The organism is Sphingopyxis sp. QXT-31 (assembly GCF_001984035.1).
Taxonomy (GTDB): domain Bacteria; phylum Pseudomonadota; class Alphaproteobacteria; order Sphingomonadales; family Sphingomonadaceae; genus Sphingopyxis.
The window spans coordinates 4223330-4246774 of record NZ_CP019449.1; the positions used below are offsets into that span (position 1 = coordinate 4223330).

Annotated in this window: 25 protein-coding genes; 7 read left to right on the plus strand and 18 right to left on the minus strand. The window is 66.5% G+C overall.

The window, feature by feature from the left end; all coding sequences use genetic code 11:
• Positions 1–55 precede the first annotated feature (55 nt).
• From BWQ93_RS20175 to BWQ93_RS20205, 7 genes are all read right to left on the minus strand, one after another.
• Positions 56–787, minus strand: a complete 732-nt coding sequence (locus BWQ93_RS20175) for a SufD family Fe-S cluster assembly protein (RefSeq protein WP_077032052.1) — start codon at positions 785–787, stop codon at positions 56–58.
• Positions 788–899: 112 nt separating this feature from the next.
• A complete protein-coding gene (sufC, locus tag BWQ93_RS20180) occupies positions 900–1643 on the minus strand; it encodes a Fe-S cluster assembly ATPase SufC (RefSeq protein ID WP_077032053.1) in 744 nt (247 codons plus the stop codon).
• An 11-nt stretch (positions 1644–1654) separates the two neighbouring features.
• On the minus strand, positions 1655–1921 hold the full coding sequence (locus BWQ93_RS20185) for a hypothetical protein (RefSeq protein ID WP_156878314.1): 267 nt from the start codon (positions 1919–1921) through the stop codon (positions 1655–1657).
• 83 nt (positions 1922–2004) lie between these two features.
• Positions 2005–3492: a Fe-S cluster assembly protein SufB gene (gene sufB, locus BWQ93_RS20190; protein WP_077032055.1), complete on the minus strand. Its 1488-nt coding sequence runs from the start codon at positions 3490–3492 to the stop codon at positions 2005–2007.
• Positions 3489–3998: an SUF system Fe-S cluster assembly regulator gene (locus BWQ93_RS20195; protein ID WP_077032056.1), complete on the minus strand. Its 510-nt coding sequence runs from the start codon at positions 3996–3998 to the stop codon at positions 3489–3491. The genes sufB and BWQ93_RS20195 overlap by 4 nt, the downstream gene beginning before the upstream one ends.
• A gap of 487 nt (positions 3999–4485) precedes the next feature.
• Positions 4486–5373, minus strand: coding sequence for an AraC family transcriptional regulator (locus BWQ93_RS20200; protein ID WP_077032057.1), 888 nt, complete (start codon positions 5371–5373; stop codon positions 4486–4488).
• 98 nt (positions 5374–5471) lie between these two features.
• Complete coding sequence (locus tag BWQ93_RS20205; protein WP_077032058.1) at positions 5472–7292, minus strand: DUF885 domain-containing protein; 1821 nt, start codon at positions 7290–7292, stop codon at positions 5472–5474.
• Between the two features lie 82 nt (positions 7293–7374).
• Here BWQ93_RS20205 and BWQ93_RS20210 point away from each other — a divergent pair, with 82 nt between their 5' ends.
• The 3 genes from BWQ93_RS20210 (at position 7375) to BWQ93_RS20220 (ending at position 12185) form a co-directional block, all read left to right on the plus strand.
• On the plus strand, positions 7375–8445 hold the full coding sequence (locus BWQ93_RS20210) for a quinone-dependent dihydroorotate dehydrogenase (RefSeq protein WP_077032059.1): 1071 nt from the start codon (positions 7375–7377) through the stop codon (positions 8443–8445).
• Between the two features lie 116 nt (positions 8446–8561).
• Entirely contained in the window at positions 8562–10253 is a 1692-nt protein-coding gene (ggt, locus tag BWQ93_RS20215; protein ID WP_077032579.1) for a gamma-glutamyltransferase, read from the plus strand.
• Between the two features lie 102 nt (positions 10254–10355).
• A complete protein-coding gene (locus BWQ93_RS20220; RefSeq protein WP_198040434.1) occupies positions 10356–12185 on the plus strand; it encodes an AMP-dependent synthetase/ligase in 1830 nt (609 codons plus the stop codon).
• A 260-nt stretch (positions 12186–12445) separates the two neighbouring features.
• On the opposite strand, the gene BWQ93_RS20225 is transcribed toward BWQ93_RS20220, so the two are convergent.
• Together BWQ93_RS20225 and gloB are read right to left on the minus strand one after the other, a co-directional pair.
• A complete protein-coding gene (locus tag BWQ93_RS20225) occupies positions 12446–12880 on the minus strand; it encodes a hypothetical protein (protein ID WP_077032060.1) in 435 nt (144 codons plus the stop codon).
• A gap of 62 nt (positions 12881–12942) precedes the next feature.
• Entirely contained in the window at positions 12943–13665 is a 723-nt protein-coding gene (gloB, locus tag BWQ93_RS20230; RefSeq protein ID WP_077032061.1) for a hydroxyacylglutathione hydrolase, read from the minus strand.
• A gap of 131 nt (positions 13666–13796) precedes the next feature.
• Here gloB and BWQ93_RS20235 point away from each other — a divergent pair, with 131 nt between their 5' ends.
• Entirely contained in the window at positions 13797–15473 is a 1677-nt protein-coding gene (locus BWQ93_RS20235; protein WP_077032062.1) for a sensor domain-containing diguanylate cyclase, read from the plus strand.
• On the opposite strand, the gene BWQ93_RS20240 is transcribed toward BWQ93_RS20235, so the two are convergent.
• The 9 genes from BWQ93_RS20240 to BWQ93_RS20280 all read right to left on the minus strand — a co-directional run bounded on the left by BWQ93_RS20240 (position 15470) and on the right by BWQ93_RS20280 (position 19594).
• Complete coding sequence (locus BWQ93_RS20240; RefSeq protein WP_077032063.1) at positions 15470–15880, minus strand: VOC family protein; 411 nt, start codon at positions 15878–15880, stop codon at positions 15470–15472. The two genes, BWQ93_RS20235 and BWQ93_RS20240, sit on opposite strands and share 4 nt — an antisense overlap.
• 4 nt (positions 15881–15884) lie before the next feature.
• Positions 15885–16307: a DUF4437 domain-containing protein gene (locus BWQ93_RS20245; RefSeq protein ID WP_077032064.1), complete on the minus strand. Its 423-nt coding sequence runs from the start codon at positions 16305–16307 to the stop codon at positions 15885–15887.
• A 1-nt stretch (position 16308) separates the two neighbouring features.
• Entirely contained in the window at positions 16309–16746 is a 438-nt protein-coding gene (locus BWQ93_RS20250) for a VOC family protein (RefSeq protein ID WP_077032065.1), read from the minus strand.
• Positions 16747–16755: 9 nt separating this feature from the next.
• On the minus strand, positions 16756–17193 hold the full coding sequence (locus BWQ93_RS20255; RefSeq protein ID WP_077032066.1) for an acyl-CoA thioesterase: 438 nt from the start codon (positions 17191–17193) through the stop codon (positions 16756–16758).
• 14 nt (positions 17194–17207) lie between these two features.
• Positions 17208–17969: an alpha/beta fold hydrolase gene (locus tag BWQ93_RS20260; RefSeq protein WP_443029376.1), complete on the minus strand. Its 762-nt coding sequence runs from the start codon at positions 17967–17969 to the stop codon at positions 17208–17210.
• Entirely contained in the window at positions 17966–18220 is a 255-nt protein-coding gene (locus tag BWQ93_RS20265; RefSeq protein WP_077032068.1) for a DUF6356 family protein, read from the minus strand. Before BWQ93_RS20265 ends, BWQ93_RS20260 begins: the two co-directional genes overlap by 4 nt.
• A 65-nt stretch (positions 18221–18285) precedes the next feature.
• Positions 18286–18477, minus strand: coding sequence for a helix-turn-helix transcriptional regulator (locus BWQ93_RS20270; protein WP_077032069.1), 192 nt, complete (start codon positions 18475–18477; stop codon positions 18286–18288).
• Complete coding sequence (locus tag BWQ93_RS20275) at positions 18474–19094, minus strand: hypothetical protein (RefSeq protein ID WP_077032070.1); 621 nt, start codon at positions 19092–19094, stop codon at positions 18474–18476. Before BWQ93_RS20275 ends, BWQ93_RS20270 begins: the two co-directional genes overlap by 4 nt.
• A gap of 101 nt (positions 19095–19195) precedes the next feature.
• The gene (locus BWQ93_RS20280) at positions 19196–19594 is read right to left on the minus strand and encodes a MerC domain-containing protein (RefSeq protein WP_077032071.1); all 399 of its coding nucleotides are present in this window, start codon (positions 19592–19594) and stop codon (positions 19196–19198) included.
• A gap of 158 nt (positions 19595–19752) precedes the next feature.
• On the opposite strand from BWQ93_RS20280, the gene thrS reads away from it, so the two are divergent.
• Genes thrS through BWQ93_RS20295 form a run of 3 tightly spaced genes read left to right on the plus strand, consistent with a single transcriptional unit; the run spans position 19753 to position 23377 of the window.
• Complete coding sequence (gene thrS, locus BWQ93_RS20285; RefSeq protein ID WP_077032072.1) at positions 19753–21756, plus strand: threonine--tRNA ligase; 2004 nt, start codon at positions 19753–19755, stop codon at positions 21754–21756.
• Positions 21753–22619 (plus strand): metallophosphoesterase, encoded by an 867-nt coding sequence (locus tag BWQ93_RS20290; protein WP_077032073.1) that lies wholly within the window; start codon positions 21753–21755, stop codon positions 22617–22619. The genes thrS and BWQ93_RS20290 overlap by 4 nt, the downstream gene beginning before the upstream one ends.
• On the plus strand, positions 22616–23377 hold the full coding sequence (locus BWQ93_RS20295; RefSeq protein ID WP_077032581.1) for a sulfite exporter TauE/SafE family protein: 762 nt from the start codon (positions 22616–22618) through the stop codon (positions 23375–23377). The genes BWQ93_RS20290 and BWQ93_RS20295 overlap by 4 nt, the downstream gene beginning before the upstream one ends.
• The last annotated feature ends 68 nt before the right edge of the window (positions 23378–23445 follow it).

Consider the following 23445-nt stretch of genomic DNA (forward strand, 5'->3'; position numbering starts at 1 on the left):
CGCCCAGCTTCACGTCCCTCAACTTCGCTCGGGACGAACGGGGAAGAGAGGCTGCTCACACCAGTTCCCCCAGCTTCGCGAGCGCGAGCGCCTGCAATTTTTCCTCATCCTCGGCGCCGTCGAAGACGCCCGCGACGAAGGCTTGCAGCAGGATCTTCTTCGCCTCGCCGGGCGGCAGCCCGCGCGACTGGAGATAATAAAGACTCATCGCGTCGAGTTCGCCGATCGCGCAGCCGTGCGCGCATTTGACGTCGTCGGCGAAGATTTCGAGCTCTGGTTTGGCGTTCGCGGTTGCGCTGCGCTCGAGCAGCATCGCCTTCACATCCTGTTCGCTGTCGGTCTGCTGCGCATCGCGCGCGACGGCGACCTTGCCGAGATAGGTGCCGGTGGCATGGCCGCCGAGGACCGACCGCACAACCTGCCGCGACGTCGCGCCGGGTTCGGCGTGGGTAACCGAGGTGACGATCTCGAGGTTCTGCGCGGCTCCGCCGATCTGCGCGGCGCCGAGATGGAAGTCGGCGCCCTCGTGCAGGATCACGTTGAGCTCGATACGGCCATAAGCGCCGCCGATGTTGAGAACATGCAGCGACGCGGTCGCGCCCTTGCCGAGCACCAGCTCGATCTGACGGATCACACCTTCGTCTTGCACGATCGCACGGCGGAAATCGCCACCCGCCGGCACGACGATGGCCTCGGGCGCGGGCAACGGCCATAGGCGCGCCAGCGCATCCAAATCACTGTATCGCCAGGCCTCATCGCGGCGCGTCGGGAGGACCGCCGTGCTCACGGCCTGCCTCCCTCCGCGTCTCCGCGTCTCCGCGCGAACAAAATAAATGACTCACGCGGAGACGCGGAGACGCGGAGAAAATAAGAGATTGCGCCTTCGGCGCGGAGATGGGTCACGCCGCGATCTCCGCATAGCCTTCGCGTTCGAGTTCGAGCGCGAGTTCGGGGCCGCCCGACTTGACGATGCGGCCGGCGGCGAGGACGTGGACGAAATCGGGCTGCACATAGTCGAGCAGGCGCTGGTAGTGGGTGATCAGCAGCACCGCCTTGTCGGGGCGGCGCATGATGCTGTTGATCCCGTCGCCGACGACGCGCAGCGCGTCGATGTCGAGACCCGAGTCGGTCTCGTCGAGGATCGCGAGCTTGGGATCGAGAATGCCCATCTGCACCATCTCGTTGCGCTTCTTCTCGCCCCCCGAAAAGCCGACGTTCACGGGGCGCTTGAGCATGTCCATGTCCATCTTGAGCAGCCCCGCCTTCTCGCGCGCCAGCTTCAGGAAGTCGCCGCCCGACAACGGCTCTTCTCCGCGCGCCTTGCGCTGGGCGTTCAGGCTTTCGCGCAGGAACTGCACGTTCGACACGCCCGGAATTTCGACCGGATATTGGAAGCCGAGGAACAGGCCGGCGGCGGCGCGCTCGTGCGGGTCCATGTCGAGCAGGTCGTGCCCGTCAAAAGTCGCCGAACCTTCGGTGACCTCATAGCCAGGGCGTCCGCCGAGGACATAGGAGAGCGTCGACTTGCCTGCGCCATTGGGGCCCATGATCGCATGGATTTCGCCCGCATTGATGGCGAGCGACAGGCCCTTCAGGATCGGCTTGTCGGCAACGGTGGCGTGGAGGTTTTCAATTTTGAGCATTTATAGTCCGTTCAGTTTCCGCCGCGTCGCTGGCGGTCGGTACGTATCTTCTGCAATAATTTCATGAAGTTCGGCTTTTCCGCGGTATCGAGCTGCGACTTCAGGCCACTGGCCTGATCAACCGGATATTCCTTGTCGATTGCGCCGAAGAGCTGGGACTTCAGGTCCTTGCAGCCCTCGGTCGCCGCGGCAAAAATCGCATCGTCGGCCACATCGGTCTTGGTCATGCGCACTGCATAAGTCGTCATGCAGCGGTCGTTGGCCTGCGCGAGCATCATCGCATTGGCCTGCGCTGGCTGCGCATGAACCGCTCCCGCGACAAGCGTCGGGCTCAAAAGGAGGCTGGTGATTAAGGTTCTGATCACCCCACGCTCCCCTCAAGGCTGATCCCCAACAACTTCTGCGCCTCGACGGCAAATTCCATCGGCAGCTGCTGCAGCACTTCCTTCGCAAAGCCGTTGACGATCAGCGCCACCGCCTCTTCCTGCCCCAACCCGCGCTGCATCGCGTAGAAGAGCTGGTCGTCGCTGATCTTGCTCGTCGTCGCTTCATGCTCGACCGTCGCGGTCGGGTTGCGGACTTCGATATAGGGCACGGTGTGCGCGCCGCATGAGCTGCCCAGAAGCAGGCTGTCGCACTGGGTGAAGTTGCGCACGCCCTCGGCGTTGGGCGCGACGCGGACGATGCCGCGATAGGTGTTGTTCGACTTGCCCGCGCTGATCCCCTTCGAAACGATGGTCGAGCGCGTGCGCTTGCCATTGTGGATCATCTTGGTGCCAGTGTCGGCCTGCTGGTAATTGTTTGTCACCGCGACCGAATAGAATTCGCCGACGCTGTCGTCGCCGTTGAGCACGCAGCTCGGATATTTCCACGTGATCGCGCTGCCGGTTTCGACCTGCGTCCACGACACCTTGCTGCGCTTGCCCTGGCAGAGCGCGCGCTTGGTGACAAAATTATAGATGCCGCCAAGCCCTTCGGCATTGCCGGGATACCAGTTCTGCACGGTCGAATATTTGATCTCGGCATCGTCGAGCGTCACCAGTTCGACCACCGCCGCATGAAGCTGGTTCTCGTCGCGCATCGGCGCGGTGCAGCCTTCGAGGTAGCTGACGTACGCGCCCTTGTCGGCAATGATCAAAGTCCGCTCGAACTGCCCCGTATTCTCGGCATTGATGCGGAAATAGGTCGACAGCTCCATCGGGCAGCGCACGCCCTCGGGCACGTAAACGAATGTCCCGTCCGAAAAGACCGCGCAATTGAGCGTCGCGAAATAATTGTCGTGCATCGGCACGACCTTGCCGAGCCACTTCTTCACCAGCTCGGGATATTCGCGGATCGCCTCCGAAATCGACAGGAAGATCACCCCCGCGCGCTTCAATTCCTCGCGGAAGGTCGTCGCGACGCTGACGCTGTCGAACACCGCGTCGACCGCGACCTTGCGCGCGCCCTCGACGCCCGCGAGCACCTTCTGCTCCTCGATCGGGATGCCGAGCTTCTTGTACACCTCGAGGATTTCGGGATCGACCTCGTCGAGGCTGGAGAGCTTCGGCTTCGCTTTGGGCGCGGCGTAATAATAAGCGTCCTGATAGTCGATCGGCGGGACGTTGAGCTTCGCCCAGTCGGGGGTCTCCATCGTCAACCAGTGGCGGAACGCCTTCAGCCGCCAGTCGAGCATCCATTCGGGCTCGTTCTTCTTAGCCGAAATGAAGCGGACCGTGTCCTCGGTCAGCCCCTTGGGAGCGAAGTCGGTCTCGATGGCCGAGGACCAGCCATGCTCGTAGTCGGCGACCTTCGCCGCGGCGTCGTGCGCGGCCTGGTCCTTGATGCGGGTTTCGGTGTTGTCGGTCATGCTGAAATTCCGTTCGCCTCGAGCGAAGTCGAGAGGCCCCTCGGTCGTGCACTGTCGAGGGGTGTCTCGACTTCGCTCGACACGAACGGGTTCAATTTGTGGGGTGTCACGCTCAAACTCGCCAAACTGATCTCCGCCAACGCCCCGCGCACCGCGCCGTTCACGACGCCCCAATGCGGCTGCACCTTGCAGCTGCCTTCGAGCGAACAGTCGTGGCGTCCTTCGGCGACGCAGGCGGTGAGCGCGATCGGGCCTTCGACGGCTTCGATGATATCGGCGACGTTGATCGCCGCGGCAGGGCGCGCGAGGCGGATGCCGCCGCCGCTGCCGCGCGAGGCGACAAGCAGGCCCGCGCGCGCGAGCTGGCTCACCAGCTTCTGCGCGGTCGGCCCCGGAATGCCCGTCTGCTCGGCGAGCATGCCGGCGCTGAGCGCGACCGACCCGCACTGGCGGGCGGCGGCGCTCATCAGCACCACGGCATAATCGGCAAGGTTGGACAGGCGCATCGCGGCTTTCTATCGTGCGCGAATTGCGAACGATTATTAACTGGAGTAAATTACTCCACTTATATAGGCGCGCTGTCCGCGCGGCGCAAGCAAGCCGGTTTTGCGGAGGCCCAAGAAAAAAAGGCACCCATCTGGCCGAAGCCAAATGAGTGCCAAGATGAAGGTCTCGGTCCCCTGAAAGGGGCGAGCTCTTCTGGGTCGCAGCACCCGATTATGCCGGGGCGGCGATTCGCGATTGGATGGAAACGCCAAAACGACGGTGTATGAAATTTTTGGTGGTTAATCGGGGATTTGGGCAAAATCCCTTCCTCCTTGATGGGGGAAGGATACGCAGCCTTGCCGCCAGAGGCGGTTAGGCGAAGTTGAATGGGGGTGATCGCGCGTCCTTGCATCGTCGCTTCAGGCCGAGACCGCACCCCCACCGCTGCGACTAACGAACAAGTTCGTAAGTCTCGCTGCCTCCCCCATCAAGGGGGAGGGATAGGCATCAGGTCTCAGACACCATCGGGCTGACCTTGCCTGCCATCTGCTTGCGGCCCTTCGCGGTCGCCTCGACATAGCTCGACGGTTTCGCGAGCTGGCCGGGGGTGGAGCCGGCGAAGCGCTTGATCTCGCGAATCAGGTGCGACTGGTCGTAAAACGCATTGCCGAGCTCGGCATCGTCGAGCTTTTCGCCGCGCGCGAGCGCCGACGCCGCGCGCACCGCGCGATATTTGCGCGCCAGCATCCGCGGCGACAGGCCGTAATAATGTTTGGTCATCCGCTCGACCGAGCGGATCGACATGCCCGTCGCCTCGACCAGTTCGGGCACCTGCGGATTGGCCGATCCGGTCAGCCACTGGTCGACGGTGCGCGTGAACCACACCGGCGCGGGCTCGTTCTTCTTGAGGATCTCGCGCACGAAATTATTGCCGATCACCAGCCGCTCGGCGGTGTCGGCGGCGTTGCCGATCGCGTCGACGACTTCCTCGATCCAGTCGCCGAACAGGTCGGCGGCGTCGATCGCGCGGTCGGTCAATTTGTCGGCGTGTGCGCCCATCAACGTCGCCCAGCCCGCGGGCATCAGCCCGAAGCCGCACATGCGCAGCGGCCCCGGCGCGATCGCGCGTACGCTGCCGCTGGTCGGGCCGATGATCGTCGCGCGCCCCGCGGGAAAACGATAACCGTCGGGGAAGACATATTCGCCCTTGGGCACGTCCATGATGCGGAATTGCGGGCGGTCGGCCCGCTCGCTCTCGTCGAACAAGGGCATGTCGACGCGCACGAAATAGAAGCTCGACACCATTTCCGCGAGGTCGGGATCGGGCGGGAAATATTGCAGCTCGAACGGCGCATCGCCGTCCGCGCCCGCTGGCGTGGATGAAGCTTCCGTCATGACGAGACCCGACCCCCGGCGGCTGGTCCACCGCCTGTTTAACTAGGCCAAATCATTTGCCTTTTGGTGCGGCGCGTCAAGCCGCAAAACGCCGGACGTTAACTCTTTTGGGTCGCGATCCACGCATCGACGCGGCGTTCGAGGACGTCGAGCGGCACCGGACCTGATTCGAGCACGACGTCGTGGAAAGCGCGATAGTCGAACTTCTCGCCCATCGCCTTCTGTGCGCGGGTCCGCAATTCCATGATCTTGAGCTTGCCGATGAGATAGGCAGTCGCCTGTCCCGGATAGACGACATAGCGCTCGATCGCCTTTTCGATGTCGCCCTGCGGGTTCGGGGTGTTGTCCTTCAGATACTGGATCGCCTGCTCGCGGGTCCAGCGCTTGTCGTGGATGCCGGTGTCGACGACGAGCCGCGTCGCGCGCCACAGCTCCATGCCCAGCCGCCCGAAATCGGCATAGGGATCAGTGTAGAAACCCATGTCCTTGGCGAGTTCCTCCGAATAGAGACCCCAGCCCTCGGTATAAGCGGTGAAGCCGCCGAAGCGGCGGAAGGGCGGCAGGCCGGTGAGTTCGGTCTGCACCGCGCGCTGGAGATGATGGCCGGGCACGCCCTCATGATAGGCGAGCGCTTCGAGCTCGGTCTTGGGCATATCGCGCAGGTCGTAGAGGTTGACATAATAGATGCCCGGGCGCGAGCCGTCGGGGGCGGGCGAGGAGTAGAACGCCTTTCCGGCGGACTTTTCTCGGAACGCCTCGACCGCCTTCACCTGCAGCGCCGATTTGGGGATGGTATTGAAGAAGGCGGGGAGGCGCGCCTCCATCGCCTTCACATGCGTGTCGACATCGGCGAGATAGGCCTCGCGCGTCGTGTGATAATATTGCGGGCTGGTGCGCAGATGCTCGAAGAACTGGTTCAGCGTGCCCTTGAACCCGACCTTGGCCATGATCGTCTTCATCTCGCCGTGGATGCGCGCGACTTCGGACAGCCCGAGGTCGTGGATCTGCGTCGCGGTCATGTTCGTCGTCGTGTAGTTGGCGAGCAGCGCCTCGTAATAGGCCTTGCCGCCCGGCATGCGCCACACGCCGTCCTGCGTCGGCGCCGTCGCCTGCTGGCGCGCCATTTCGGCGGCGAGGCGGGTGTAGGCGGGGCCCGCGCTCTCCGCCCAGGCGGCCTTGGCGGCGGCGATCAGCCGTGCCTTTTCGGCGGCGTCGATCGCCAGCTTGTTCACCTTGGCGCTGATGTCCTCGATCACCGCATTGTCGGGCTTGGTGAGGTTGCCGATGTCCGAGATGACATAGGGATAGACCCACTTCGGCGGCGCAAAGCCCTTGGCGGCGCGCTCGGCGGACTGCACCGACAGCGCGTCGAGGATCGGGCCCAATTCGCGGATGCGCGACACATAGGCTTCGGCCTCGGCGACACTTGCGACGCGGTGGATGTTGATCAGGAAGGCGGGCATCTGGCTCTGCGCGCCGTTCATCTGGTCGAAGACATAGCCATGGTCGCGGAAGGGGAAGAGCCGTTCGGCGCGCGCCGCCTGCGCGTTGAACAGTTCGAACGACAAAGCCTCGTCGGTCGACAGCGCGCCGGGGTCGAAGCTCCCGCGCATCGCCTCGGCGGTCGCGGTCTGCAGCTTGAAGCGCGCGACCGCGGCCTCGTCGCTGACATCGTCCCATTTCCCGTAATCGCCGTCGCGCACGCCGCGCCGCGCCTTGGTCTCGGGCGAGAGCGACAGCTGCGCCGCATCATATTTGTCGAAGAATTCGCCGAGGTTCGCGCCCGCGGGTGCAACTTCGGCGGCAGGGGGCGCCGCGACGGTGGCGGGGGCCTGCTCGGTGGCGGCCGGCGCGCAACCCGCGACGGCGAGCGCGATCAGGCAGGTGGACAGGCTGGCGGCGAGGCGAGGGTGCGACACTTGGTTCTCCGGGCGTTATCGTTGGACTTTGCTGGCCTGGCAGGGGCTTGCCATAGCGCCCCCCGGCGCGCAATGGCGGGCCATGTCGCTCTTCGCTTCCCTGACCGATGCCGCCTATGCGCTCGTCCGCCCGATCGTCCATGCGACCGACGGCGAAGCGGCGCATAATTTGACCATCGCCGCGCTCGAACCGCTGCCGCGGGCACGCACCGCGCTGACCAGCCCGATATTGGCGACCGAGGTGGCGGGGCTGCATTTCCCGAATCCCGTAGGGCTCGCGCCCGGCTTCGACAAGGATGCGCGCGCCGCCGCGGTGATGCCGCGTTTCGGTTTCGGCTTTGTCGAGGTCGGGACGCTGACCCCGCTGCCGCAGGAAGGCAATCCGCGGCCGCGGCTCTTCCGGCTGGTCGAGGACGGCGCGGTGATCAACCGCATGGGGTTCAACAACGGCGGGCAGGCCGCGGCGGCCGAACGTATCGCGAAGCTGCGCGCGTGCGGCATGGCGGTGCCGCTGGGCATCAACATCGGCGCGAACAAGGACAGCGACGACCGCATCGCCGACTATGCCAAGGGCGTCGCGGCGATGGCGCCGCTCGCCGATTATCTCACGGTCAACATCAGCTCGCCCAATACCCCGGGGCTGCGCGCGCTGCAGGACAAGGGCGCGCTCGAAGGATTGCTCGACGCGGTGAACGCAGCGCAGCCCACGGGCGGGGCGAAGCCTGTGTTCCTGAAGGTCGCGCCCGATCTCGAGCCCGCCGACATCGACGATCTCGTCGCGGTGGCGCTCGACAAGGGGCTGGCGGCGCTGATCGTGTCGAACACGACGATCGGGCGGCCGGCGTTGAAGTCGATTCATGCGCAAGAGGCGGGCGGGCTGTCGGGCGCGCCGCTCCGCAACCTCGCGCTCCAGCGGCTCAAGGATTTCCGCGCCGCGAGCGGCGGCACGCTGCCGCTGATTGGGGTCGGCGGGATCGCCAATGCCGATCAGGCCTGGGCGCGCATCCGCGCGGGTGCGAGCCTGGTGCAGATCTATTCGGCGATGGTCTTTGCCGGCCCCGGCCTCGCGCAGCGCATCGCGCGCGGGCTCGAGGACCTCGCGGTGCGCGACGGCTTCACCCGCGTGGCGGATGCGGTCGGGGTGGGGGACTGAACCGAATGATGGCGGGGCGGGCCGCGTCGGCGCCATAACCCCTCTGCATCGCTTCGCGACGAGTAGGAATAGGGATGGGGTTGCGCCATGCGCGCCCCCGCGCCAATGTCCCGCGCATGACCAAGAAGCTTCTCACCGCCTTCGCCCTTTTCCTCACCGCCATTCCTTCGCTCGCCGCGGCGCAGGGCGTCACCTCGACCGCCGATCCGCGCGCGACCGAGGCGGGGCGGCAGATCCTGCACGACGGCGGCTCGGCGGCCGATGCCGCGATGGCGATGATGCTGGTGCTGACGCTCGTCGAGCCGCAGTCGAGCGGCGTCGGCGGCGGCGGTTTCCTCGTCTATCACGACGCGAAGACCGACACGATCGGCACGGTCAACGGCCGCGAGATGGCGCCCGCCTCGGCGAAGCCCGAGCGTTTCCTCGGCCCCGACGGCAAGCCGCGCGGCTATAGCGATGTCATCCCCGGCGGGCTGTCGGTCGGCGTGCCCGGCAATGTCCGGCTGATGGAAATGGCGCACAAGAAATGGGGCCGGCTCGAGTGGAAGGCGCTGTTCCAGCCCGCGATCAAGCTCGCCGACGAGGGGTTCCAGGTGACCCCGGCGCTCTATGGCTGGCTCGACCGCTTCCAGGACACGTGGAAGGATTTCCCCGCGGCGCGCGCGCTCTATTATGTCGACGGCAAGCCCGCGCCGGTCGGCACGGTGATCAAGAACCCCGCCTATGCCAAATTGCTGCGCGACATCGCCGCGCGCGGCCCCGACGCCTTTTACACCGGCGCCAACGCCAAGGCGATCAGCGACGCGGTGGCGAAATCGGTGCGCAACCCTGCGGTGCTCACGGTCAAGGACATCGCGGCGTACAAGGCGCAGGACAAGCCCGCGGTCTGCACCACCTACCGCGTCTACAAGGTGTGCGGCATGGGCCCGCCCTCGTCGGGCGCGACCACCGTCTTCGGCATCCTCGGCCTGATCGAGGGCTGGGACATGAAGGCGATGGGCAAGGACAATCCGATGAGCTGGCATCTGCTGTCCGAGGCGATGCAGCTCAGCTACGCCGACCGTGAAAAATATCTCGGCGACGGCGATTTCGTCGACGTCCCGGTCGCCGGGCTGCTTGACAAGAAATATCTTTCCGAGCGCCGCCAGCTGATCTCGCCCTTCGGCCGCGCCGCCGCTTACCCTGCGGGCAACCCGCCGGGCGCGCAACCGCGCACGCCGTCGGGCCCGGTGCCCGAAGCGGGCACGACGCATTTCGTCGCGGTCGACAAGGAGGGCAATGTCGCGTCGATGACCTCGACGATCGAGAGCATCTTCGGCAGCAATCTCAACGCCAACGGCTTTTTCCTCAACAACGAGCTCACCGATTTCGACCTCAATCCGGTGCAGGGCGACGCGCCCGGCGCGAACCGCGTGCAGGCGGGCAAGCGCCCGCTGTCGTCGATGTCGCCGACGATCGTCTATGGTCCCGACGGCAAGGTCGTGCTCGCGGTCGGTTCGGCGGGCGGCAAGCGCATCATCATGCACGTCACCAAGACGCTCGTCGGGGTGCTCGACTGGGGGCTGTCGGCCGAGGATGCGATCGCACTGCCCAATCTCTATTACGGCCAGCAGGGCGTGCTGATCGAGGACGACGCCGCGGGCAAGGCGATCGCCGACAAGATGAAGCCCTTCGGCTATCGCTTCGTACCGACCAGCCTCGGCTCGAAGCTCAACGCCGCGCAGCGCGTCGGTGAGGTCTGGCACGGCGCCGCCGACCCGCGCGGCCCGGGCAGCTCGTCGGTCGACGGCGCACCGCCGCAGGGGTGACGCCGTCCGCCCGCGCTCTCGGGGCTTATTGACTTCAATCGGGCATGATTTGACCCTAAGGATGGGCAAAATAGTCAAACCCTCCCCGGGAGAGCAAGAGGCATGAAGCTGGAAAACCCCCATCTCGACCATTTCCCGAGCCTGGTCGCGATGTTCTTCGACCGCGCCGAAAAGGGCGACGACGATCCCTTCCTGTGGCGCAAGGCCGACCGCGCGTGGCAGCCGCTGAGCTGGCGCGAGGTCGCCGAACAGGTCTCGGCGCTCGCGCACAACCTGCGCAAGCTGGGGCTGAAGGAGGGCGACCGCGTCGTGCTGGTCAGCGAGAATCGCCCCGAATGGTGCATCGCCGACCTAGGCATCATGGCCGCGGGCTGCATCACCGTGCCGACCTACACCACCAACACCGAACGCGACCACCAGCATATCCTCGACAACAGCGGGGCGAAGGCGGTGATCGTCTCGACCGCCAAGCTCGCGCGCGCGCTGATGCCCGCGGTGATGCGCTCCGATGCCAATCTGGTCGTGACGATGGAGAATCTGCGCGTCGGGCAGCAGGGCGATGTGCGCGTCCACGACTGGGCGCCGCTCGTCGCCGATGGCGCCACCTATGTCGAGGAGACCAAGGCGCGCGGGCTCGGCGTCAAGCGCGAGGACACCGCGTGCCTCATCTACACCAGCGGCACCGGCGGCGCGCCGCGCGGGGTGATGCAGCACCACGGCGCGATCCTGCACAATGCCGCGGGCGCGGCCGAGGTGCTGGTCAATGATTTCGGCATCGGTGAGGACGAAGCGTTCCTGTCCTTCCTGCCGCTCAGCCACGCCTATGAGCATTCGGGCGGGCAGTTCCTGCCAATCATGGTCGGCGCGCAGATCTATTACAGCGAAGGTCTCGAAAAGCTCGTCTCGAACATCGAGGAAACCAAGCCGACGATCATGGTCGTGGTGCCCCGGCTGTTCGAGGTCATCCGCGCGCGGATGATCAAGTCGGTCGAGAAGCAGGGCAAGCTCGCGAACTGGATGCTGGGGCAGGCGCTGCGCGTCGGCGAAAAGGATTATGAGCGCCGCATGGGGCTGCTCGACCGGCCGGTCGACCTGCTGCTCGACAAATTGTTCCGGCCCAAGATCGGCAAGCGTTTCGGCGGGCGGATGAAGGCGCTGGTATCGGGCGGCGCGCCGCTCAATCCCGAGATCGGCGTGTTCTTCCACTCGATCGGGCTGACCCTGCTGCAGGGCTATGGCCAGACCGAGGCGGGTCCGGTGATCAGCTGCAACCGCCCGAGCGCGGGGATCAAGATGGACACCGTCGGCCCGCCGCTGATGAACACCGAAGTGAAGATCGCCGACGATGGCGAAATCCTCGTCCGCGGCGAACTCGTCATGAAGGGCTATTGGCGCAACCCGTCGGAGACCGAGCGCGTGCTCGTCGCCGACCCCGCCGAGCCCGATGCGGGGCCGTGGCTCCACACCGGCGACATCGGCCATATCGACGAGGCGGGCCGCATCGTCATCACCGACCGCAAGAAGGATTTGATCGTCAACGACAAGGGCGACAATGTGTCGCCGCAGCGGGTGGAGGGTATGCTGACGCTCCAGCCCGAGATCCTGCAGGCGATGGTCTATGGCGACAAGCGGCCGCACCTCGTGGGCATCCTCGTGCCCGACCCCGAATGGGCCAACGAATGGGCCGAGGCCGAGGGATTGCCCAAGGATATCAAGCTGCTGCGCGAGCACGACAAGTTCCGCTCGGCGCTGCGCGAGGCGGTCGACCGGGTCAACGGCCAGCTGTCGGTGATCGAGAAGGTGCGCAAGTTCGACCTGGCCGACGAGGCGTTCACGATCGAGAATGAGCAGATGACCCCGTCGATGAAGATTCGGCGCCACATATTGCGCGACGTCTACGCCGACAGGATCGCGGCGATGTACAAGGGGTGAAAACCGGCCCCTCCCCCTTGATGGGGGAGGCAGCGAGACTTGGCAGCTTGCTGCCTAGTCGCAGCGGTAGGGGTGAGCTATCTGCCTGAGATGAAGGTTTGAGGACGCTCCATCACCCCCATCCAACTTCGCCTAGCCGCCGACGCGGCAAGGCTGCGTATCCTTCCCCCATCGAGGGGGAAGGTTGAATCATGACAGGCGGGGGTGCGACCCGAGAGCTCGGCGCAAACCGGACCCCGCCTGTCGCCGAACCCAAAGGTTCAGCCCTTGTCCCCATCCGGTTTGCGATAGGGGACGAAGTCGCCGAGCACGCAGGTCGGGCCGCGGATGCCGCTCGACCGGTCGACCAGATGGAAAAAATCGCCGCTGCACGTCGAGCTGCCGAACTGGCGCACGACCATGATGTCGCTGTCGCGACCCAGCCCCGGGCAACTGCCCTTGAGATCATTGCGGTACACGACTCGGCCCGATTGGCGGTAGAGCAGGATATCGTCGGAGATGCGGATGGTGTCGATACTCGCAGTGGTGGGAAGGCAGCGCACCGGTTCGCCGGCAATCTTGCCGGCGAGCTGCTTGTCGAGCCGCTCGGCCTGTTTGGGGGTCAGCGCCTCAGCGCGCGGCGCGCCGCTGTCGCTCGCCGCGCAGGAGGCGAGCAAGGGCGCGAGCGCCAACAAAAGAGTGATAGACTTCGCCATGGGGCGGGCTCCTGCGACCATTTCAACTACGGACGAAGCGATGAATGGTTGCTGAAGCCTCCTCAGGCCGCGTCCTTGAGCGCACGGATGCGGCCGAGTTCGGCGGCAGTCGCGGCGCGCAGGAAGGGATTGGTCGCACGCTCGGCGCCGATCGTCGTCGGCACGGTCGCCTCGCCCGCGGCGCGCGCCGACTCGACCGCCGCAAGCCGCGCCGCGAGCGCTTCGTTGTCGGGCTCGACGGTCACCGCGAAGCGCGCGTTCGCCAGCGTATATTCGTGCGCGCAATAGACGCGGGTCTTATCGTCGAGCGTGCCGAGCTGCTGCATGTTCGCGAACATTTGCTCGGCGGTGCCCTCGAACAGCCGGCCGCAGCCCATCGCGAACATCGTGTCGCCGACGAAGATCGCGGCGTCATCGGCGAAGTGATAGGCGATATGCCCCGCGGTGTGCGCGGGCACATCCCAGACCGCGGCCTCGATGGTGCCGAGGCGGACGGTGTCGCCGCCCTTGACCTGCTTATCGAGCGTCGGGATGCGCGCAAATTCGGCCGCGGGGCCGGTGATCGTGCAGCCGGTCGCCTCCTTGATCGCGGCGTTGCCGCCGGTGTGGTCGGGGTGCCAGTGGGTGTTCCAGATGTCGCTGATCGTCCAGCCGCGCGCCGCCGCCGCCTCGAGCACCGGCTCGGCGACCGCGGGGTCGACGACCATCGTCGCGCCGCTTGTCGGTTCGTGGACCAGCCAGACATAATTGTCGCTGAGGACGGGGATACGGACGATTTCGAGCATGGCCAAGAATAACCCGCGCGGGCCCCGCCGTCGACCGCCAAGTTAACCATGTCGAAAAGCCTTGGCACTAGCATCGCGCGCGGCGGTACGGGGAAGAATCGTTGCAGCGTCTACTATTGATCCTGTTGGCGATGGCCCTGTTCGCGGGCTGGACCCCCGCCGAGGCGGCGCCGCGATCGGCGCCGTGCACGCTGCAAACCGACCCCGCTACGGACTATGAAACGGTGTCGCAGGCCCGCGCGACGCGCGATTGCGACGCCGACCGCTGGTCGCTCGCAGGGCCGCGAAGCTGGCTTTTCTTCGACGCCCATACCATCGCAGCGGCCGGCGCAGGCCCGATCGAGTTCAACGCGCGCACCAGCCGCTTCCACCGCATCGCGCTGTTCGTCCGCTACGCCGACGGCAGCGTCGCGCGCATTGTGCGGAGCGGACATCAACCGATGCCCTATCGCCTCGCAGGCCCCGATTTCTACCTCGCCGTGCCGCAGCGCGCCTCGCGTCCGGTCGAGATCGCGGTCGCCTTCGACCGGCTGAGCTATCTCACCACGCTGAAGACCGCTCGGCTGGCGCCCGCGGGCGAAGGCGGCTGGTCGACGGGGACGATACTGCTGATCGCGCTGTTCACCGGGCTCGCGCTCGCGCCGATCGTGTTCAACATCGCCTTCTTCCGCGTGCTGCGCGAGCGCTTCCTGCTGTGGCACATGACGCTGGCAACCTGCATCATCCTCCACACCAGCCTGTCGTCGGGGCTCGCCTTTGCCGTGGTGCCCGGGATCAGCGCGCTCGCTTACGGCTATCTGTCGCAGATCAGCTTCAGCCTGGGCATCGTCGCGGCGACGATGTTCTGCCTGAACTTCGTCGAGCCCGACAAGATCACCCGCGGCGAGCGGCGCGCGCTCTTTGCCTGCGTGCTGTGGATCCCGCTGTTCGGTGCGGTCGCGATGGCGCCCGTCGAGGCGATCCGGCCATGGGGCGGCCAAATCTATTTCGCGGCCTATCTGCCGGTGCTGCTGACTTATGTCGTCGTGCTGACGCGCACCTGCCGCCGCGGCAGCCGCGCGGCGATGTATCAGGCGGCCGCCTGGGCGCCGATCATCGCCTGCGGGTTCGAGCGCGTCGCGCGCGGGGTCGGCCTCTATGTCGGGCCGCTCTGGCTCGACCAATTGCTCTATCTGGCGATCGCGCTCGAACTCGTGATCACCGCGCTCGGCGTCGCCGACCGCTTCATGATCATGCGGCGCGAGCGCGACCGCGCGCAGGCGCTGGCGGGCGCGATGGAGGATGCCGCGCAGACCGACCCGCTGACGCGGCTCAGCAACCGCCGCGGGCTCGAAAATCTGCTCGCAACCGATACGCGGCGCTTCACCGCGGCGGCACTGATCGACATCGACCATTTCAAGTCGGTCAACGACCGCTATGGCCACCAGGTCGGCGACGCGGTGCTGTGCGCCGCCGCGGCGGGGCTGCGCGAAGGCCATGGCGGTATCGTCGCGCGCATCGGCGGCGAGGAATTTTTCCTGCTGATCGACCGCCCCGACGCCGCGGGCACCGCCGAGCGCTGCCGCCAGGCGATCGCGCGCCGCATCGCCGCCGACGTGCCGCAGATCCCGCATCCGGTGAGCGCCAGCGGCGGGCTGCTGATCTTCGAGGCGCGGACCGACGGCGCGGCGCTCGATTTCGACCGGCTGTTCGCCGAGACCGACCGGCTGCTCTACGCCGCCAAGCACAGCGGGCGCGATTGCATGGTCGCCGATCGCTGGCAGCAGCCCGAGCCGCCGGCCGCGGGCAGGGTGGGCGCGGCGGCCTAATCGTCGATCAGCGCGTCGTAACCGCGGTCGTTGAATTCGATCAGGCAGAAGCCGTTGCCGAAAGGGTCGGCGAACATCGCCTGCCGCCCATAGGGCAGGTCGAGCGGACCATCTTCTAGAATTGCGCCCGCCGCCAATGCGCGCGCGACCGCGGCGCCGAGATCGTCGACGGTGAAATCGGGATGCACCGGGGTCCAGTGCCGGCCGTAGTTTCGCGCGCCGCCGCCCGCGGGTCCGATGCTCGACCCGTCGGGTTTGACGATCAGATAGATGGGCACGCCGCCGCCGAGCAGTTCGACGATATCCGCGTCGAAACGCCGCGCGGCGGTGAGGCCGAGGCCTTGCGTGTAGAAAGCTTCGCCCGCGGCAAGGTCGGGCACGTCGATGTTGATCAGCAGACCCGGCATCGTGTCAGCCCGCGCCGGGCGCCAGCCGCGCGTCGCGCGGTCCCGACCAGTGGATGACCATCAGGCATTCGTCGCGGAGACAGGTGTCGGCATGCGCCTGTCCGCCGGGCTGGAACCAGTGGCCGCCGGGGCCGACGACGGGCGCCGCGGCTTCGCTGCCGCCCGCGTCCCAATGCTTCATCTCGCCGCGGATGACGGTCAGCCGATAGTCGGCGCTGTGGATGTGGAGCCGCCCGGGGCCGCGGCCGAAACGCATCAGCATAACCGAGGGGCCGGTCGCGGGGTCGCCCGACAGCAGCGCGATCGCGGGTCCGGCGGGATTGGCCGGGTTCACCGGCTCGAACTTGGCGTCGCCGAGCGGGGTGACGACCGACGCGCCCGCACCCCCATCCGACGCCGCGGCGAGGAGGGCGAGCGCGAGCAGCATCTTACCAGACGCCGGTGTTCGGCATCGACGACCACGGCTCCTGCGGCGGCAGATGGCCGTCCTGCAGCAGCTCGATGGAGATGCCGTCGGGCGAGCGGACGAAGGCCATATGTCCGTCGCGCGGCGGACGGTTGATCGTCACCCCGGCGTCCATCAGCCGCTGGCAGGTGTCGTAGATATCGTCGACGCGGTATGCCAGATGCCCGAAATTGCGCCCGCCGCCATAGGTTTCCGCCGCGCTACCGTCTTCGGGCGGCCAATTATAGGTCAGCTCGACCTCGGCGACGCCGGCCTGTCCGGGCGGGGCGAGGAAGATCAGCGTGAAACGGCCGGCTTCATTATCGAAGCGGCGCACTTCCTCGAGCCCGATCAGCTTGAAGAAATCGACGGTGGCTTGCGGATCCGTCACGCGGATCATGGTGTGGAGATATTTTGTCATGGCGCCAATCTAGGCGCGCAGCGACGTTTGTTCAAACGCCTCGAACAGGTTTACGAATTCATCGGGCACCGGCGCGGGCGCACCGCGCGCTTCGGCGACGTGGACGCTGACCTCCAGCCCCGTCGCGCGCAAATCTTCGGCGCCCTTGCCGTGCAGTTCGAACAGGAAGGTCATCGAGCTGCGGCCCACGCGCGAGCAGCGCACGCAAATGTCGATCTCCTCGTCGAGCAGGATCGGCACCTTATAATCCACCTCGGCGCGCGCGACGTGGAATTCGGGGCTCTCGCGCTCGGGCCAGCGGTCATAGACCCCCGCGGCGCGCCAATATTCGGTGATCCCGATGTCGAAATATTCGAGGTAGCGGCTGTTGAACACGACCGCCTGCGCGTCGATCTCGGCATAGCGGACGCGCTTGGTGAGGTGGAATTTGAAGTCGCTGCGCGGCATGGGAATCCTCGGATCTAGTCGGTAAGCCGCGCCACGCTGTCGATCAGCAGCGCGATGTCGGTGCCCCGCGACAGCCGGTGGTCGCCGCCCTTGACCAGCGTCACCTGGACATCGTCGCTGGCGAGCGCTGCGGCGAGGCCCAGGCTGATGTCGGGCGGGACGTCGCCGTCCTCCTGCCCATGCAGCAGCCGCACCGGGCAGGCGAGCGGGATGGGCGCTTCGAGCAGGCGGTTCGCTTCGCCCGACTGCCAGAAGGCGCGCGTCGTGACATAGGGCTGGTCGCTGTACGGCGTGTCTTCGCGCAGTTCGCCCTCGGCGAGGATGATCGCCTTCTCCTCGGGCGTGAAACCCCAGTCCGTGAAATCGGGCGCCGCGGCGATGCCGATGAGCCCCGCGACGCGGCCGGGCCCGTCGCGCTGGACGAGAGCGAGCGCGGTGAGCAGCATCAGCCAGCCGCCCATCGACGATCCGACGATCACGACCGGGCCCTCGATGCGGGCATCGATCAGGTCGAGGACGTCGCCGCGCCAGTCGAGCAAAGTCTGCTCGGCAAACAATCCGTCCGACAGCCCGCATCCGGCATAGTCGAGCAGCAGGCACGCGCGGCCCTCGCTCGCGGCCCAGTCGAACAGCGCGGTCGCCTTGCCCCCCGCCATGTCGGACATATAGCCGGGCAGGAAGACGATCGTCGGGCCGGTCCCCGCGACATGGCGATGGGCGAGCCGCGGGCGGGCTTTGCGTTCGAGATACTCGACTGCGTCGCTCACGCCGCTCAGATCACCCAGTCGATGGTGCTCATCTGCATCACCGCCTGCCCCTTGGCGCGGCGCTGTTCGACCATGATCTTGTTGAGCCGCGCGATGGTGTCGCTGCCGGTGGTGATGCACCAGCCGGGGACCACCGCATGCGCCAGCGCGCACATCCCGCCCCAGATCATCGTCACGCCGAATTTCGACGCGACGCCGAAATGTTCGATGTAATTTTCGTCGACGCTCTTGGGGTGGTCGACGAACAGGCGCTTGAACATGGGGGATGCTCCTTTCCGGCTGCCGCCGCCCTAGCGGGGCGGGGGCGGGGGAGCAAGGTTGCCGGTCAATCGCGCAGGAAAATCTCTTCGATGGACATCGCGAACAGGTCGGCGATGCGAAAGGCGAGCGGGAGCGACGGGTCGTATTTGCCGGTCTCGATCGCGTTGACCGACTGGCGCGACACTTCGAGCCGTTCGGCGAGGTCCTGCTGGCTCCAGTCTCGCTCGGCACGCAGGACCTTCAGGCGGTTTCTCACGACCCCTCCGCGCGCCGCTCGGCCGCCGCCATGATCATCTGACCAATCCCCAGCCCGATCGCCCAGACCGGCACCACCCACCAGGCGGGCACATGCGGCGCGACGCCGAAGGTTTCGAGAAAACCCCAAAGGGTCCCGACGAGGAGGACCAGCGCGAGGCCGACCAGCGCGGCGCTGGTCTGGCGATAGCGCAGATATTCATCCTCTTCCTCGACGACGTAACGCGCCAGCGTCCACACGAAGAAGACCATCGGCACCGAGGGCAGGAGCGCGATCGCCCATAACAGCGCGCCTTGCGGATCGAGATAGTTGCGAACGGTCATCGCGGTCCCCAGGCACAGGACATAGCCGACCGACCAGATCAGCATGCGCCGGTTGTACCGCCGCGTCGCGGGCGACAGCGCGCCGGCCGCGGCTTGCCGGTTGTTCGCTGCTTTCGTCATCGGGACGAGCAGCAGCGCTGCCGCCGCGACGAAGGGGAGCGAACGCCAGCCGCCCAGCACGCCGCGATGCTCGAAATAGGCGATGGCACACAGCGCCAGCGCAAAGGCCGCCGCCCACAAGCCCGGCTGGCGGCCCGCGAAGCCCGTTTCGGTTTTTGCAGCCTGCTCGGCCATGTCAAACTTCCTTATCCGATAGACAAGGGAGCTTTACATCGGCTTCTATACAAAGTCAAGTGACATTGACATAATGACAAGGATGCTATCGGGAGTGTCGCTTAGCCTTTATGGCTCAACCGCCAGTTGGCGAGATGCGCTGCCGCGAGGCCGAGCGCGCCGAGCGTGGTCAGCAATGTGTCGGCGGACGCGTTCGCGGTCGCGATCCATCCTTCATGCGCGACGAGCCCCGCTGCGAGCAAAACCAGCCCGATCACCGCGACCACCCCCGGCGCCGACCGTTGGTGCCGCGCCCAGCCGCCGCGCATCGCGACGAATGCCGCGGGCAGCGCGAGCGTCAGGATCGCGGCATGCGTCCATTCGGGCAGCGCGATCCAATGGCCGAGCGCGGGGGCGAGCAGGAGCAGCATCGGCAGCGCGAGGCAGTGGAGCAGGCAGGTCGCCGACAGCGCCAGGCCGGCAAGGTCGGCGAGGCGCGGGTGCGCGGCGGGGAGGGGCATGGAGGAACTTTCGCAAGGCAGTTGGTCCGCCCAGATAATGATACATTGTATCATTGCAAGCGCTATTGCCGCCGCCGTTGCGAATCCGCCCCTTGCCGCCCATATCGCATGCTGGCAAAGGGGCGCTCTTTACCCCGCCAGAAAGGCCGATTTTTCCAATGTCCCAGATGATCCGCGTCACCCTTCCCGATGGCTCTGCCCGTGAAGTCGCGCGCGGGACTACCCCGGCCCAGATCGCGGCCGACATCGGACCCGGCCTCGCCAAGGCCGCGCTCGCCGCGAAGATCGACGGCGAGCTGCGCGACATCATGCGTCCGCTTGAGGAAGACACGAACCTCGCGCTGGTGACCAGCCGCGACGAGACCGACGCGCTCGAACTCGTCCGCCACGACTTTGCGCATGTGCTGGCGGAGGCGGTGCAGAACCTGTTTCCGGGCACGCAGATCACTTTCGGCCCCTCGACGAACGACGGTTTCTATTACGACTTCGCGCCGACCGCCGACCATGGCCCGTTCCGCGACGAGGAATTGCCGCTGATCGAAGAAGAGATGCGCAAGATCATCGCCGCCGACCTGCCGCTCACGCGCGAAGTGTGGGAGCGCGATGCGCTGATCGCCAAGTGGCAGGCAGATGGCGAGAGCTTCAAGGCCGAATGGGCGCATGAACTGCCCGAGGGCGAGGAACTCACGGTTTACCGCAGCGGTGACGGCTGGATGGATATGTGCCGCGGGCCGCATCTGGCATCGACGGGCAAGCTCGATCCCGCCGCGTTCAAGCTGACGCGCGTCTCGGGCGCCTATTGGCGCGGCGACCAGAAAAATGCCCAGCTCAGCCGCATCTATGGCACCGGCTGGCTCAACAAGAAGCAGCTCGCCGAACATCTCGTCCGGCTCGAGGAAGCGGCCAAGCGCGACCATCGCAAGATCGGCCGCGAGATGGACCTGTTCCACCTGCAGGAAGAAGCGCATGGCAGCGTCTTCTGGCATCCCAAGGGCTATCGCATCTACCGCGAGCTCGAGGCCTATATGCGCCGCGCGATCGACGGCGCCGCCTATCAGGAGGTCAAGACCCCGCAAGTTATGGATGCGAAACAGTGGGAGCAGTCGGGCCACTGGGGCAAATATCGCGAGAATATGTTCGTCATTCCCGACGAGGTGCCGAACATCGAAGACGAAGGCCCGCTGGTCTCCGACGGCGCCGAGTGGATGGCGCTCAAGCCGATGAACTGCCCCGCGCATGTCCTGATCTTCCGCCAGGGCATGAAGTCGTATCGCGACCTGCCGCTGCGCATGGCCGAAATGGGCTGCTGCCACCGCAACGAGCCGCATGGCGCGCTGCACGGCATCATGCGCGTGCGCCAGTTCACGCAGGACGATGGCCATATCTTCTGCCGCGAGGACCAGATCGTCGAGGAAGTGCGGTCTTTCTGCGAACTGCTCGACCGCGTGTACAAGCAGCTCGGTTTCGAAAAATATGCGGTCAAGCTCGCGCTGCGCCCCGAGATGCGCTTCGGCACCGAGGAGATGTGGGACAAGGCCGAGGCGGAGCTGCGCGAAGCGGTCGAACGCGCCGGCATGGCGACCGAAGATTATGGCTGGGAAGAATTGCCGGGCGAGGGCGCCTTTTACGCGCCGAAGTTGGAATTCCACCTGACCGATGCGATCGGCCGCACCTGGCAGTGCGGGACGATCCAGTCCGACCGCGTCATGCCCGAACGACTCGATGCGGCTTATGTGGGCGAGGATGGCGAAAAGCACCGCCCGGTGATGCTCCACCGCGCGATCCTCGGCACCTATGAGCGCTTCATCGGCATCCTGATCGAGCATTTCGCCGGCCGCTTCCCGACCTGGCTCGCGCCGGTGCAGGCGGTGGTCGCGACGATCGTCAGCGACGCCGACGATTATGCGAAGGACGCGCTCGCGCAGCTCACCGCCGCGGGCATCCGCGCCGAAAGCGACCTTCGCAACGAGAAGATCAACTACAAGGTCCGCGAGCACAGCCTGCAGAAGGTCCCGTACCTGCTCGTCGTCGGCAAGCGCGAGGCCGAGGAAGGCAGTGTCGCGATCCGTACCCTCGGCCAGGACGGCCAGCGGATCATGCCGCTCGCCGAGGCGATTGCGATGCTCAAGGGCGAGGCGACCCCGCCCGACCTGCGCGGTTGAGCGCGGCCGCGGACAAGCCGCGCCGCCGGTGGCGGCGCTGGCTGTTACTGCTCATCCTCTTGGGTGTCGCGCTCGTCGGTAAGGGGCTGTGGAACGCCGGCGCCGATCCGGTCATCCGAACCGCGAGCGTCGAGCTCGCCGACTGGCCGGCGGGCGCGCCGCCGATGCGTGTGCTGCTCGTCTCCGACACGCATGTCGCGGGCCCCGACATGCCGCCCGAGCGGCTCGCCGCGCTGATGCGCCGTTTCAACAAGCTCAAACCCGACCTGATCCTGCTCGCGGGCGATTTTCACAGCGGCAAGACGCTGGCGACGCGCCATTATTCGGCCGCCGAACTCACCGCCCCCTTTGCCGAGGCGAAGGCCACCTATGGCGTGATCGCGGTGCTCGGCAATCACGATTACTGGTTTCAGCCCGAGCCGATCGCCAAGGGCATGAAGGCGGCGGGGGTGACCGTGCTGCGCAACCAGGCGGTGCGGCGCGGGCCGCTGATCGTCGGCGGGGTCGATGACGAGGTTACCAACCACGACAATCTGAAACGCACCTATGCCGCGATGGACGCGCTCGGCCCCGGGCCGCGCATCCTGACGACGCACAGCCCCGACATCGTCCCCGACCTGCCCGCACCCGTCGATGCGGTGTTCGCGGGCCACACCCATTGCGGCCAGATCGCGCTGCCTTTCGTCGGCGCGCTCAGCTATGCCTCAGCCTATGGCGACCGCTTCGCCTGCGGCGACATGACCGACGGGATGCAGCGGCTGTTCGTCGGCGCCGGGCTCGGCACCAGCATCCTGCCGCTGCGCTACGGCGTGCCGCCCGATGTGTGGCTGGTGACGCTGGGGCCGAGGTCCGCCACGCCATGACCGGCACCTGGCATGCGGTCGGGCTGCCGCCTTTGCTCTTTGCCATCGCCGCGGCGATGACCTTTGGCGCCGCGCTGGTGCGCGGGCTTACCGGGTTCGGCATGGCGATCATCCTCGTGCCCTTGCTCGGCATGATCGTCGCGCCGGGCGAGGCGGTGGTGCTGGGTATCATCCTTCAGCTGCTGATCGGACCCGTCGGGTTTCGGCGCATCGCCGCTGATGCTGATCGGCAAAGCGCGGGGCCGGTCGCGCTGCTCGCGATGCTCGCGACGCCGCTCGGCATGGTCGCCCTGAAGGCGGTGACGCCCGACGTCGCGCGCCTGCTGATCGCGGCGGTGGCGATTGGCGCCTTTCTCATTCTCTTCCTGCCGCAACACCCCGATGGCCATCGGCCGGGGCGCCTCGCGGTTGCTCTCACCGGCCTGTGGTCGGGCATCCTGACCGGCTTCGCCGCGATGCCGGGGCCGCCGGTCGTGCCTTTCTATCTCCGCCAGCGCATCGCCCCGGCGGTCGCGCGCGCGTCGATGATGCTGATCTTCTTCGCGACCGCGATCGCTGGGACGCTCGCGTCGCTGTGGCTCGGCCTTGCAACGCACAAGCTGTTCCTGCTGTCGCTGCTGCTCTTCGTGCCGATGTGGCTCGGCGACCATCTCGGCACCCGCGCCTTCGGGCGGGTGCCCGATCCGGTCTGGCGCAGCATCGTCGCGGTAGTGCTCGGGCTGGCGGGCTTGTCGGCGGTGGCTCGGCTCCTCAACTGATCCCACCCCGTTTGTCCCGAGCGAAGTCGAGGGACGCAACTGCCGGCGCTAGCGTGTCTCGACTTCGC